The organism is Aquimarina sp. AU119 (genome assembly GCF_900312735.1).
GTDB classification, from domain to species: Bacteria; Bacteroidota; Bacteroidia; order Flavobacteriales; family Flavobacteriaceae; genus Aquimarina; species Aquimarina algiphila.
Map to the genome: position 1 here is coordinate 186,352 of NZ_OMPF01000007.1, position 15,580 is coordinate 201,931.

The following is a 15,580-nucleotide window of genomic DNA, read 5'->3' on the forward strand; positions in this document are numbered from 1 at the left end:
AATTGTGTAGGTTTTTAATTTAAAGTTAGTTTAAGAGAAATACGATTCAAGGTTTTACAAAAGAAAGATTGAATATTAGAAATTCAATCTTTCAAAAACTTATTTAATACTGTAATTGGATCTATCATTTGAAGATTTAATACTAGTGGATCAATTCCATCTTTAAATGCTACATAACATTTGTATTTATTGTCTAGTTGAATTTCTTTTAAAAAGAAAATTTCTTCATCAATTATAGCTTTATCACCTATAATTTCAAAAGAATCTAAAGGAATTGAAAGTCCTATGCCATGAGCCTTTATAACAGCTTCTTTTTGTGTCCAATAATCAAAAAAAGAGCTTTCTAAATTATATGAAGAAACTACTCGTAGCCATTCTAATTTTGTCATTTGACTCTTAAAATCCTCAATATTAATACTCTGCAACATTTCAACATCTATTCCTACTTCATAAGTTTTGGTTATTGCACAAACAACTATATTTCCAGAGTGAGAGATATTAAATTTTACTTCATTTCCTTCAAAATATGGTTTATTGTAATTGGTATATCTTACATTATCTTCATCAAAAGGTATATTCATTTTTTTTAACCCTTCACCTAGAAGAACTCTTCCCAATAATGACAATTGAGTATCTTGCCACCTTCTATATTTGAAAAGTTTATTTTGAAAATCATTAGAAAAACTGGATGCCACCTCATTCATTAGGTAACGATGATTTTCTTTTGATATATATGAATAGAGAATTTGCATAATTTTATAAGACCAATGTATTTTAGTATTATTAATTCACATATAGGTATTTTAATCTTCATTTTAACAGGCTAAATAATTCCCCAATAAAATAAATATGTTACCAATAGAATATTTGAGAATAAAAGAGAAAAAACAATACTTCTATGATTTATCATTTTTATCCGAATAATAAAATACAATAAAGTAGTTACTAGCAGTATAACAAAAATTAATAGTAAGGTGAATACATAATCGAGATTTTCAGGTAAACCGAATGCTAAAACAAAATAATTTTCACTCACAACCTTTAACAAAGCTAAAACAAGATACACCAGAGCAATAATTCCTGTTATAGATGTTAAAACAATAAGAGTTCTTATAATTTTATCTGAATTAGTACTGTATCTTTTTCTTAAAAGCTTAGTTATAAATGTAAAAATAAAAACAAGCATGATACCAAGAGCTACAATCAATGGTGACAGAAAAAATAAATTAAATTGACTCAAACTATTTCCAAATTTAGAGACTCCCGAATTAATAACTACATCACCAATGAAATTAAGTTCTCCTTCTTTTTTAAAAGCTTTGGAGTCTGGGGTTTGGCTTGGGTCATTGATAAAATTCTCTACCACATTTTTACCTATCTCAGTAAATCCAGGAACATGTCCATAATTAAACCCTATAATTGGATACGCTTTTTTAAATTTTTCAGCTACTTCAAAACCATTAAAAACGGGAGTGATTGGATCATATTCTCCTGAAAAAATAAGTACTGGGAAAGATAGATTTGACAATCTTGATAAATCATGATACATTATTAGATCTTGACGATTAAGATTCCATTTATCACATACTTTAAAATCCGATTCGTAAAAAGAGACTCCTCCATCCAAACCTCTAAATTTGGAGGCGTTTTTTTGATACTCATAAATTTCATTATTCGGAAGAACCTCGTTACAACTTACACAATAGTATACTCCATAATCCATTTCAAGTAAACTTGCAAATGCAGCTACTAAGTTCCCCAAAGCATCTTCATTTCTATTCTGGAATTGATAAATTAATAATGGTATTACTTCAACCAGTTTTCTATTATATAAAGCCTGCTGAATGGCTATTTTAAAATCTTCTGAATTGTATGTAAATTTTCCCGATTCAATTAATTCTTTATCTACCGAAACCGTTATTGGATGTTTTTTTAAATCAGCAATAGTCTTATAATAGGCTTTTTCTAAATTGGGATATTGTTTATTACATTCTATATCATCTTTGCATTTTTTAAATATTTTTGAAAGACTGTGTACATAATTATCAGTATTCTTAGTGTAATAAGTAGAAATATTAGAAATCGAAGAATCTAATGATAACGTTTTTATATCATTTGGATATGTGTTAGCATAAACCTGAGCCATGTATGTTCCATAAGAAGCCCCATATACATGCCAACTATCGTAACCTAATTGTTTTTTTAATGTATTTAAGTCCCTTGAAACAGATAAACTATGGTATGATTTAATATCAATATCTCTATTTAGAAGATCTTGTTTACAAGATAATGAGGCAATTACTTTTTGCTTTTCATCTTCTTCTTTTGATTGATTTTTTGCTAAGATTCTTAAAAACTTCTCCCCTAAATCGGGACAAAGTCTAGGTTTTGAAAATCCTGTTCCTCGAATATCAAATAATATAATATCATTCTTTTCTCTTAACGGGTGATTTACCCATGACCCAATATTATTAATGCCACTTGCACCTGGGCCACCTTGAATAAATACTACTGCATCAGCATTAGTTTTATTAGATAAATTTTCTATTACGGAAATTGCTACCTTGATCATTTTACTATTTGGATCATTCCAGTTTTCAGGTACTGAAAGAAATTTCCAAGTAATTGAATCCTTATTGATTCTTGCCCAATTTCGAAAAAAAGATGTAGTATCTTCTAAAATTATATTTTGGCCATTTATGGTAAAGAAAGAAAAGAAGAATACTACAACTACTGCTATTTTTTTTACACAAAAATTCATGTTTTATTATGTTTAGATTATAAATCATTAAAAATTAAACTCTATTTCAATAGCTTTCTTTTTTTCGAATGCTAAATCAGCATCTATACTTTTTACTAAAACATTAGTGTTATCGATGACTTGATCTAATATTTTTTTATACTTTAAAACCAAAAGATCTATTGTTTCTTTTTCATATTTGTAAGTATCATAATGAATTGAACAATGCAAACATTCGTCATCTACAGAAAAATCAAATAATAGTGGTAATCTATTATATTTTGAATCTACAGGATGAGACTTTAAAATTAAATCTTCATTAACTTTAATTTTCTTATAATCAAATGTTTGATTTTGCAATACCAGTATAGCCTCAAATCTTAATGTGCTAAGTATTTCACTTGGTATATCCTGATTCCTATCTATTGCTAACAAATTCTCTTGAACTTGCTGTAACATTTCGGCTACAGATTTATTAGGATTAACTTTTGAACGCAAGGGTAAAGTTTTTACAAACATCCCCATCTGTGAATGCAACCCTGAAAACGACCTGCCAGAATTTATTGTCCCCAGACAAATATCTTCGAGTTCTTGCATTTTAAAAATCAAAATATTAAATGTTGTAATAAGAAGTGTATGAAGTGTGATTTTTTGTTTTAATGTGGTTACTTTTAATTTATCAAAAAATATCCTATCCCAATTAAAGCGATAAAAAGTCCCTGAATATTTTTCACTTTTTGGTTCTTGATCATATGAAATTAACCTTTTCCACTTGTAACCTTTTAAATGTTGTTGCCAGAACTTTTGATTAGCATTTTGGTTTTTGAGTTCTAATTCATGTTGCCAAACTACATAGTCCTTAAATTGAAAACTCAATGTTTTTTCTTTAAAACTTATTGCTTTAGTCAATGCATTGTAATAATCTACAATTTCTTTTATCAAAATTTCCAATGACCATCCATCCATTATAATATGATGAGTAACGAATGTTAATATACTTTCTTTGTTTTCTACATGAAATAAACCTACACGTAACAGTATTTTATTTTCTAAATCAAACCATTGGTTTACATAGTTTTCTAATGCTTCATGTTTTTCAGAATTTTTAATAAAAAATTCATCTATTTCAAAATTCACATCCTCCATCAAATTAATTTTTTGATGAGGATAACCTTCAAACTCTACAAAATTAGTTCTCAATAATTCATATTTGCTAATAACTTTATTGAAAGTTGTTTCTAACATTGTTTTGTCTAAGAGTCCTTCAATACTAAAGGATCTAAACATGTTATAAGCTATCGATTTTTCATCTTGAAGGCTTGCTAGCCAAATGGCATATTGAGGTAATGTTATAGGGTAATATGATCTCTCTGATATTGGGATTATAGGTTTTAAATCCTGAACCTCTTTTCCTTTTAGGAAACTTGATAACAACTCAATAGTTGGATAATCAAAAATAGTTTTTAAAGAAATTTGAAACTGTAACTCTTTCTCAATTATACCAATCAATTTTACTGCGCTTAAAGAATGTCCTCCTAGTGTAAAAAAGTTATCTGTAACCCCAATTTTATTATTAAACTTTAAAACTTCTTTATAGTATTCACATAGTTTAATTTCCAAATCGGAAGTAGGTTCTTTATACGTTTTACCAACCAACATAGGGTTTATTCCCCTTGACGTCAATGACTTTCTATCTATTTTATTATTTGGAGTTAGTGGAAATTTCTCTATTGGAACGATTATATATGGTATCATATATTCTGGTAGTTCTTTACGTAATGTTTTTATAACTTTATTACTACTAAAAGTTTTCTGACTAAGAACTACATAAGCTACCAAAATAGCTTCTTGGATTTTACTTTTCTTAGCAATAACTACTGAAGATTTTATTCCAGCTAATTGATTAAGTTTAGTTTCAATTTCACCTAACTCAATACGAAAACCTCTTATTTTTACTTGAGTATCATTACGCCCCAAAAATTCAATTTCACCATTAATATTCCATCTACCTAAATCTCCCGTATTATAGATTTTTTCATTTTTGTTGAACGGGTTCTCTGTAAATTTCTCTTGAGTTAATAATTCATTCTTAAAATACCCTTTAGCCAAGCCGTCTCCTCCTATATATATATCGCCCATTGTACCAATTGGTAGCAATTTCCTGTATTTATCAAGTATATATATACTTGTATTATGTATTGGCTTCCCTATATTAGAAGCATCCTCTGGTACAATTATTTTTTTAATACTAGACCAGATGGTTGTTTCTGTGGGACCATACATATTCCACACTTCAGCACAAGTTACGATCAATTTTTTCGCTAAAGATTCACTTAATAAATCTCCCCCACACAGTACTTTCAAATGCTTATCTCCTTTCCAATCTGCATTAAACAACATTTGAAAAAAACTAGGTGTCCCTTGTATTACAGAAGGCTTGATTTCCTCTAATTCTTTTACAATGGTTAAAGGATCTTCTAAAGTGTTTTTATCTGCAACATATAATGTTGCTCCTGAAAGCAAAGGAGTAAAGAATTCTAATATAGAAATATCAAAAGATTGAGTTGTTACAGAGTATAATAAATCCTTAGTATCTATTTTGGGAGTTTGCTGTATACTCAATAAAAAATTTAATAGTGATTGATGGCTGATTTCTACTCCTTTAGGTTTTCCTGTTGATCCAGAAGTATAAATTATATAGGCTGTATCAAAAGGTTTTACTTGTTCTATTTTATTTGCATTATTAAAATCATTAGAATTGATTATTACATCTGGGTGAATAAATCTGATTTTAGTTTTGATTGTATCTTTTAAATCACATCTTCCTACTACACACTTTACTTCACTATTTGTTATTATATATTCTAACCTTTCTTCTGGAAAGCTTGGATCTAAAGGAATATAGGCTCGCCCAGATTTAAATATTCCTATCAATATGACCACCAAACTTGCAGAACGGTCCATTAGGACAGCAATTGGTGATCGATCATCAAAATTATGTAATAGGTAATCTGCTATTCGATCAGATAAAACATCCAATTCTTTATATGTGAATGCATTAATTTTATCTCTAACTGCTATATGACTTGATTTATTTTTTACCTGAGAACAAAAAAACGATAATAATGTAGCATCTCTAGGGTAATTAAATCCTGTTTGATTAAAATTATATAATAATTGTTGCTGCTCTGTAGTAGTTATATATTGATAATCTGATAATTTTTTCTTTGTATTTAAAAGTATGCATTTTATAAGTTCTTCAAAATGTTCAATTACTTGATTAATAGAATTGTTATTAAAATAATTGATGTTATAATCAAAATCTATTTTCACATCTTCTAGCTCATCAAACTCTCTTATATATATTGCTAAGGCAACTCGTTCTGCCTGATGTGTTAAAGGAATGACTTTGGTTTTTGTATTATGAAAATGATCCGAATAATTTTGCTTTTCATAAGATAAAGTAATATTAAACAATCTGTCCTTATCTTGGAAGGCATCTAATTCTTGTATAAGTTTCCCTAATGGAAATCGCTGATGACGATAATCTTGTCGTAATTGTTGTTTTATGCTGTACACTAAATTTTCGAAAGTTTCTTCAAAATCAAGTTTCATGCGTAATGCGGAAACTCCCATAAAAAGTCCTACAGTTTTTTTAAAAATAGATTTACTTCGATTTAATACAGGTAGCCCAATAGCAAAATCTTCATTTTGATGTTTTCTGCCAAAATAAAGATATAAAATTGCTAATATGATATGGAAAGTAGAGCTTCTAGATTCTTTAGCGATATTGGAGAGTTTATCATAAACAGACCGCTTAATAATCAACTCTTTACGATTGCTTTTATTTACATTAATGGTTTCATCAATTCTTTCGAATAAACGCTCCGGAAGGTTCTTAAACTTTCCTTTCCAATATGCTTTATCTTTTTCAAATGAATCAGAATTATAATATTTCTCATCATCAATAACAAAGTCTTTATAGCTATATGGATACTGAGTTTCTATCTTACCATGTTCAATAAGTTCATTAAAATTTTTAACTAACCGTTGAAACATTAAAGATGTCCCCCAACCGTCGGTTATAATATGATGATATACCGAAAACAAGTAAAAAAGTGTATCGTGTACTTTAACCAGAATAAATTTATGTAACAATTCTTCTGCTCTAAAATCAAAAGGCTTTTTAAAGGTTTCTTGCATATAAATATTCGCCTTTTCATCTGCTTCTGCTTGGTTAGAGAAATCGACAAATCCAAGTGAGGCATTATACTTAGTCAAAGTCTTTATTCGAGTTTCTTGATGATACTGTATAAGTATACTTCGATATGCATCATGTTGATCAATAAGTGCTATATAAGCTTTATTCAAAACTTCATACGCTATATTTCCTTCGATCATTATTTTGGCTCCTATATTATAAATAGGATCGTTAGGATATAACAATTGCTCAAAACAGATATCTTGTTGTGGAAGTGTGAGTTTCATAAAATTTATTTCGTACAGTTAAATTCAATTCTATTTATGTCCCTGACATAAATAGACTCTTTTATGATAGTAGTATATGGCTTAAGGGCTATGAAACTTTAATTTAAACACCTTATGAATAAGCTAATTACCTTAGTCTTTGTCATACCCTTATATTCGATTATATTATTACAAATCGAAACATTATGTATTTATTTGAGAAGATATAAATGTTGTATTTTTTTGTATTCAGAATTTTGTGAGAAATAGATCTAAATATTAGACTATCAATCCTAACTATCATTAAATGGTTAGTGCTTGTGATAATTATGCATACATTGCGCTCATTTTCCTTACTTGGTCAGGGGGCCAATTATTAACAGAGTGTGTCCAAACTCTATTGTTAAGTAACATAAAATCGTTCGGTTGCATCTTATAAACTACATGAGAATCAAATAATTTAGCAGTTTGCTCAACATCACCACTGTCAGTATCTATTGGAGCACAATAAGATTCTCCTTCAATGTGTATATAATCTTCATAACTCAACCCATCAGCTTCATTCAATATTCCTAAATGACAAAGAATTTCATACTGATGCCTATGAAAAGCATGATCATGCACGGTGATATTATCCCAGTAGGTGAATAAAGTTTCACCAGAAATAGGTGATTTCATCGCTTTTATAGGAGCTGTCTTAACAACTACACTTCCTTGTTGAGTTTCTTTTAAAACTCTACAAACAGAGTTGCAACTCGGAAGAATTTCTTTTGCATCAAGGTGTCCTCTCCGTAATGTATTAATATCCTTAGCAGAAAGATCTTTCCCTATTATTACTTTCTCTTTTGCTAAAAGTTTTGAATAATCTGCTTTTTGATTAATCAAACTTAGAATATTTTCTCCACCTGTTATTGAGTTTTGAGTACAATGAAGACCAAAAAGCTCTAAAGGTGATCCACTGTAACCTTCAGAATGAGGCTGGATTATCTGAAACGGTCCTCTTTCATTTACAGTGACTGCTACTTCATCTATAGGTTTTCTATAATCTATCATATGTGGAACAAGTTGCATTTGAATATCGTAGGAAGATCTTAATCCATACTCATCTACTAATTCACCAAATATAGAGCTCGAATTATCAAATGGCATTGAACGAATAAGAACTAACTTATTTTGCTCTATTGAATCTTTGATTTCTGAAATATTTATTTCAGGATAACTATATATGTGAATATATTCATTATTCTCCTTACTCAATTGAGCATTAAAAACCGGAACATTATAGAAATCATTCATTTTATTAATTTTTAAATTAGTGTAATATATTTAAAGTCTTTACGATACCGAGTGATACCTTATACCTTAATCTGTGATGTCTTTATTTCAATTGTTTTGTAAGCTATATCTTGAAACCAAGTTACACCCATAGACTTTCTGTAAGCCCTATTTTATTATTTACGCTCACATCTTTTGCTATCTTTCCATAATCAAATTTAATAATACGATCTGCCACGTGGAAATATGCGTCATCATGAGTTACAGCAATAATAGTTTTTCCTTCTTCTCTTAACTTTGGAATTAATTCCTCATAGAAATACTTTCTAAAATGAGGATCCTGATCAGCTGCCCATTCATCTAAGACCAATATTGGTTTCTTCTCTAGAAGTGCAAAAATCATAGACATTCGTTTACTTTGTCCTTTGGAAAATTTTCTTCTTGCTGATTCTTCTTTATCATTTGTAACAATGTCATCCAATTGCATAATTTTTAGTAACTCTATATACTCTTCATTATTTGTTAACCTATAATTATCATAATTATGAGAAAATATATGATTGTTTGTAAAAATTGCAGTCATAGAATCTTGTAAATCATCTTTGATATTTAAATTCTCATCATCATTCAAAACAACATCTCCTCCCGTAGGTTTATACAGGCCCGTTAAAACATTAATAAATGTGCTTTTCCCAGACCCATTACCTCCTACTATAAATAAAACTTCACCTCGATTAATGGTAAGATCAATTGGTCCTAAAGCAAAGGTTTTCTCGTCATTATCATTTTCATAATCAAAACTTACATTTTTAAATTTTAAAGAAAGGAACTCGTACTCTTTTCTCTTGATTGAAGCATTATCCTCATTATCAATTCGAAAATCTTTCATGAACTTTTTTATTCTTTTGTTGGCAACCATAAATCGAGTATACATTTGCTGTAAATTGATTAAGTTATTTATCGGTCCTGAGATAAAAAGAATTACCACTACATAGGCAATAACATCTTTTCTTTCTAATAAACCCAAAGCAGGCAAGCCAAATAAAATCACTGCAATAACAACATATAGCCCATATTGACTAATCATATTGATCGATAGAAACACATAATTAATTTTAAAATCCAAACCTTCAGAATCATCCCGATTGGGGCCTAGATATTTCCCCATTATGTTTTTCCTTCTTGACACACTAAGTTTCAATTCTTTGAACCCAGAAATCAAATCGTTAACGTATTTATAATAATGTTCATTAAACGTTCGTAATTTACTTACCTCTCCAGACATAGAATTCATAACAATAAAGTAACAAATAGCTACCAAAATGATAAGGGCGAGAACAATTGCCGCAGACATAGCAGATAGCGTAAACATATAAACCACACCTAGTGTTAACATCAATAATGAACTCACAGTATGTGTTACTGTATAGGGTAAATTAGAGAATATTCGTAAATCTTCCATAGCTGTATAGAAACGTTGTGTACCAAACCTTTCAAGAGTTTCTAACGGAGCTCTTAATATTTGATTGAACAGCCTTTTTTCATTTCTATACAATATCTTAAAGGTGTATTTATTTAACTCTTTTTGGAATATCACGTTCAGTAAATAGGTATACCCAACTGCAGATAAAAACACTATAATCATATAGTCTTTTAAAAATTCTTCATTTCCGGAAAGAACATTATTAATTATATATATAATACCAAAACTCAAAATTGTATTGGGTATAGCGTATAATAATAAAAAAAGAATATCTTTTGGTTTTAATTTTAGCATGAGTTTAAATGTTTTAGTTAACGTAAAGGCCTATTTAATTTTCAGATCTATTTCTGAATTCTACATGCTCGAATCTTAAAAAACTTATTTCTCAATTTAAGCTTTGACCAATTCTATCCTGAAGATAAATTTCATAACAATAGAAAGGTATTATGTATTATGATGGCAGATTGTATAAGCAGGCATTTAAAAGCACATTAGGACAATACTATTTAATGGTTTTATTTTGCTTCTTATTAAAATAAAACAGCTTTAATTATTGTTATAGGAATCATTTATATTTAAAAAGAACCAAATTATAAAGAGATTTTATTATTGGTAACTAATTCTGAAGCACTAAAACTTCAAAGCATTTTTCTAAAACTCTTGTTATTTTTTCAGTATGATTATAAATGAAAAAATGATTTCCTTCCAAAATTTCTGAAGTAAATTTTTTAGATGTAAATGCGTTCCAATTACTAATTTTACTACTTGTCTCTTCGTCGGATCCCATTAAGGCATAAATAGGAGTTTTTAATTGAATACCTTCCTCAGAAAAATTATCTTTTTCCAATACTTCGAAATCAGCTCTCATGATAGGACTAAAAAATTTATATAATTCATCATTTTGCAATACTTCTTCTGGAACCCCTCCTAATTTTCTTAGTTCTTTTTTAAAATCATCATCCTTCATTAAGTATCTTTTAATTTTTTCTTTGGATCTATTACATTCTTTAATACCCGGTCCAGGGTTCCCTGAAACTACTAAATGACAAGGTGGATCCTCTATACTCTCCATCTTTTCTGTAACACTGAGTCCTATAGTAGCTCCCATACTATGACCATAAATTAGATAAGGTTGATTATTTCTCAAATTACTTATTTGATTAAAGTAGTCATCTATAACAGATTTCTTATTCTTAAGTAATTCTTCTCTAAATCTTTTGCCTCTTCCAGGTATCTCTAGAGGAATAAATTCGATATCAGGGTCTATCTGTTTTTTAAAAAAATCAAATGAATAACAACTCCCTCCTGCAAAATGTAATAGAAAAAGTTGGCATCTTTCTTTCATACCTTTTGAATATAACATTTTATCAATTAGCTCTTTGTCTTTCATCATCATTTCCAAAGTTTCTCTTTTTAACTCTTATTTTCTTATTTCCAAAGCTATAGGAGAGAGAAAATCTAAAAAATCTTCTACTATAGTTTTGTCCTGAAACTACTTCTACTCCGTTTATTTCAGAAATATTATTATTCTGACTTCCTGTATCGAATATATCATTAAAGTATAATGATAATTTAAGATCGTTATTAAGAAAATTTTGCCTTAGCCCAAAATCCAAACCATATCTTTCACCATTCTCATATAAACCTCCTCTATACTTAGAACTATAAAAAAAATCTAATTGTAATTTTGTTGACTTACTTAAAGAGAATCTATTTGATAAATCTACATATAATTGAACTCCATTTCTTGTTATTGCATCTATATCATTATCAATACTTCTTTTATAACCCACTATAAAAAATTGATTTTGACTTTCCCACCATGAAATTTTATTAAATGTATATATCTCACCTATCCCACCGACATAGCTATCATAATAATTACGTCTAATGATTGCTTGTATATTATTATCTGGATCTGCTGTAAATAGCACACCATAACCATCAGAAGTGATATTAAGAAATGCATTGGTTGTTAAAACTTCTTTATAGGTGTAGTTAAATTCAAATATATCTTTAAATGATGGTTGTATAAATGGATTCCCTTCAGAGAAACTATTGCTATTAGTAAACGATCGAAAAGGATTTAAATCCCTAAAACTTGGTCTTGTTATTCTTCTTCCATAATTAAAAGAAAAATTATGGTTTTCATTTTTCTCATAAGAAACATAAAATGTAGGAAATAATTTTAAATAGTCATTTTTATTCGTTTGATTTAAAGTTTTAGAAACGCCTTTAGTGATAGTATTCTCCAAACGTAAACCTATTTGCATTTGTAATTTGTCATTTATTTTTTTCGATCCCCTGACATATAGAGCTTGTATATCTTCATTATATTCAAATTCGTTAGATAGTCCTGTGTCAAGTTCTGGAGTTCCTGTAATTGTATTAAAATTTTGCAGATCGTTTTCTGTTTTTATAAAACTTAATTTCGCTCCATATGATAAATCTATCAACTTAAGAGGGTGTTCAACATCTACTTTAGCACTAAAATTATTGATCAATTGATCAGATAAGTTAATTTGAGCTTGATTAATTCTTAGAAATTCTTCGTTTGACGAAAAAGTATTAACAATAAAATCTCTCTCAAGCTTATTTTCGTAATCAAAATAATCCAAATCAACAGAAATTTTTCTTCCAAGAGTATCAATTTTAGATATCATATGGAGATTATATATATGACTATTTATCTCTCTATTATTTTTACCATTACTCCTAAATAGAGAATCAAGAGTATTAGTGTTATTGAGTATATTGGTGAGAGCTCTATCATTTCTGTCTGGTTGACTAAAATTACCTAAATACTGTATTCCAATGGATGTTTTTTTGGTTATATCGTAATCTAACAAAAGTCTACCTGACATTTGATCTTTTTGTTTCTTCACATCCAAATTAGTTTGCCAGGGACCACTTGGATATCTTGTTTCTACTGTTTCAATAGATCTTTCATTTCCTATATCACCATTTACACTAATGTTAAGTTTTATTTTATTTTTATTATATAAAAAATTATTCCTTAAAGTATAAAAATCATATTTATTCTGATTATATGCGAATGTTGTAGAGTTCTTCCAAAAATCTCCAACCCCTTTTTTGTATATGATATTTAATAAACCTCCACTTCCTGCTGCTTCGTATTTTGCTGGTGGGTTTGTAATAATTTCTATTTTTTTAATATCATCAGCAGCAATAGAATTTAGAAACTCAACTAGTGCTTCACCAGAGAGTTGTAATATTCGACCATTAATCATAACTCGCGATGCTCCTCTGCCAATCATTCCAATCCCATCATTTTCGACATTAACTCCTGGGGCAGCACTTAATGCTTCTAAGGCATTACCTCCGCTTGCTGCTACACTATTTTCTACATTGAATATTAGCCTATCCGGTTTTCGTTCTATTAATGGCTTTTTATCCTTAATGATTACTTCATCTAATTCTTCTGTTGATCGTTTTAATAAAATATCTTCTAGAATCTGATTACTTTCAAAAACCACTTCTTTTTCCCAATTTTGATACCCAAGAATACTTACTTGTAACGTATATTTCCCTTTCTCTGTTTCTAAAACGAAAGCTCCTTTTTCATCTGCTATATCATAAGTTTTGATAGTTTTTGTTGAATCTATTAATACTACATTCGCAAAAGAAACGGGACCATTTTGATCTTTTACTTGCCCACTAATTTCAATTTGCGAAAAACTGAATTGAGAAATCATGACAATAAAAAGTAAGAGCATTAATTGCTTCATAATTATAATATTATTTTGTTTGAAAGAAATTTATTATCCTATTCTAAATATTGAGGATAGTTTTACTGAATTGAAGTTGTTATGTTTTCGAGGTTAAGTTCATGGAGTCCAGAAGCTTCTTTTTGACAAAAGAAACTAAACTAACATCATATCTTATATCTTCATAGATGTATTCTGGACACAGTAATCTTATTGCTATTCCATTTTTATATAAATCACATATAAGACCAATCCCATAAACGTTACTCCAATGTTGTTCTTTATAACTAACCGATACTTCTTTGTTTAAGAGATTTTGTTCTAAAATTTTAGTTTCTTTTAAACGAAAATTAAAATACCCTTTTATACCTTTATCAATATCGGTATTGGTTGCTTTCAAAGAATCTTCTTTAATAGTTTCATAAGGAACATTTTGATATAGTCGAACTTTAAGATATTCTTCATAAATGTTATAAATATACTCTTTAAAGGTCTGGTTGGCAGGAGGAATTATTCGTAGCGGTAAAAAATTAGTAGTTACTCCTATAACTTTTGTCACACTACCTTCTTCATAGTTTTGTTCTCCTCCATTTACTGCAACCTTTTGCAAATAAGACTCTTCCCCTATTTCATTCAACAAATATTGTTGCGCTGCCAAAAACAATACTGAGACAGGTATATTTATTTCTTTTATTGTTTCCTTTATAGCATCAAATTGCTCTCCTATTATTAGTGAATGTTGAATAATATATTTTACGGATTCTTTATTTTGTATTTTGGTATCTATTAATGGTAAGGGTTCTAAATAGTCTAGCCACCATTTTCTTTGTTCTCTTCCTTGTTTAGAATATAGGAAGTTCTTTTGCCATAGAGCAAAGTCAAAATTTGAATACTCATTTTTTGGAATTTTTGGATTATCAAAATGATGCTGTAAATTTTCACTTATATGAGCAAAAGTATCTATATCTACAAGTGCGTGCGCTATACAAAATCTTAGAAAGACTTTATGTGGATCTTTTGGATCTATTACTAAAAAAAAGCGAATAAGAGGAGTTGAGTTAAAATAATCAAATGATACTTCTAAAAATGATTTAGCTTTTTTTTCTATCTTTTCAAGATTATTTTTGTCATAATTCCTGATGAGTTTTACAGCTAGTTTAATTTTTTCACTTGAAATACGATGTTGTAAAATATCATTTTCATGTTCCTCAAATTCTACACATAAAGATGGATAACAACCTAAAAAGTTAAGAATTTTCTTCTCAAATGTACTTTCTGAAAAACCTGATAAGGATATCGTATTTGATAATATAAATGCCCAAGGTCTTTTAATAAAATACTTTTGGTTTTTCGATACCTCTATACTTTTCTCTATTGTTTTAGATTGTAATATATCAAACTGGTTATCCTGATTGGATATCCTTTTAATCGTCTTAGCCATATCTTCCAATATTGGATTTTCAATAATATCAACAATTGGAAGATCGTACCCTTTCTTTTTTAAAAGAACAAACATCTGTATTGACTTTAAAGAATCCCCACCTAATTGATAGAAATTATCTTTAATACTGACCCTCTCTTTCTTTAAAACAGATTCCCAGGCAGCCACCAAAGCTTTTTCCTCATCGGTTTCTGGACCTACATATTCTCTCGCAGAACCTACAACCCCATCTGTAACCTTTGGTAAAGCCTTATAATCTACCTTGCCATTCTCTGTTAAGGGAATAGCATCCAATTTCTCATATACACTAGGAATCATATAGTCAGGCAAATCACCTTTTAATGCATCATCAATACCCATAATATCTAATACAGCTTCATCACTAACTATGTAAGCTATCAAACGAATACTACCAGAATCATCGGATTGAGAAATAACCAAAGATT

8 protein-coding genes are annotated in these 15,580 nt (G+C 29.0%); all 8 read right to left on the reverse strand.

From position 1 onward, the window contains the following. Positions 1-83 precede the first annotated feature (83 nt). Positions 84-752 carry a 4'-phosphopantetheinyl transferase superfamily protein gene (locus DK442_RS07560; protein WP_235010920.1) on the reverse strand — a complete coding sequence of 223 codons (669 nt, stop codon included), beginning with the start codon at positions 750-752 and terminating at the stop codon, positions 84-86. Between the two features lie 71 nt (positions 753-823). Then, the gene (locus DK442_RS07565; RefSeq protein WP_109435250.1) at positions 824-2,761 is read right to left on the reverse strand and encodes an alpha/beta fold hydrolase; all 1,938 of its coding nucleotides are present in this window, start codon (positions 2,759-2,761) and stop codon (positions 824-826) included. Positions 2,762-2,788: 27 nt separating this feature from the next. After that, positions 2,789-7,228 carry a non-ribosomal peptide synthetase gene (locus tag DK442_RS07570; protein ID WP_109435251.1) on the reverse strand — a complete coding sequence of 1,480 codons (4,440 nt, stop codon included), beginning with the start codon at positions 7,226-7,228 and terminating at the stop codon, positions 2,789-2,791. Positions 7,229-7,534: 306 nt separating this feature from the next. Then, the gene (locus DK442_RS07575; protein ID WP_109435252.1) at positions 7,535-8,503 is read right to left on the reverse strand and encodes a TauD/TfdA family dioxygenase; all 969 of its coding nucleotides are present in this window, start codon (positions 8,501-8,503) and stop codon (positions 7,535-7,537) included. A 121-nt stretch (positions 8,504-8,624) separates the two neighbouring features. Next, positions 8,625-10,259, reverse strand: coding sequence for a cyclic peptide export ABC transporter (locus DK442_RS07580; protein WP_109435253.1), 1,635 nt, complete (start codon positions 10,257-10,259; stop codon positions 8,625-8,627). 322 nt (positions 10,260-10,581) lie between these two features. Further along, positions 10,582-11,310, reverse strand: coding sequence for a thioesterase II family protein (locus tag DK442_RS07585; RefSeq protein WP_109435263.1), 729 nt, complete (start codon positions 11,308-11,310; stop codon positions 10,582-10,584). Positions 11,311-11,332: 22 nt separating this feature from the next. Further along, complete coding sequence (locus tag DK442_RS07590) at positions 11,333-13,714, reverse strand: outer membrane beta-barrel family protein (protein WP_109435254.1); 2,382 nt, start codon at positions 13,712-13,714, stop codon at positions 11,333-11,335. A 79-nt stretch (positions 13,715-13,793) separates the two neighbouring features. Further along, positions 13,794-15,580: condensation domain-containing protein (locus tag DK442_RS07595; RefSeq protein WP_160114081.1), on the reverse strand; the 1,787-nt coding region annotated here is incomplete at its 5' end.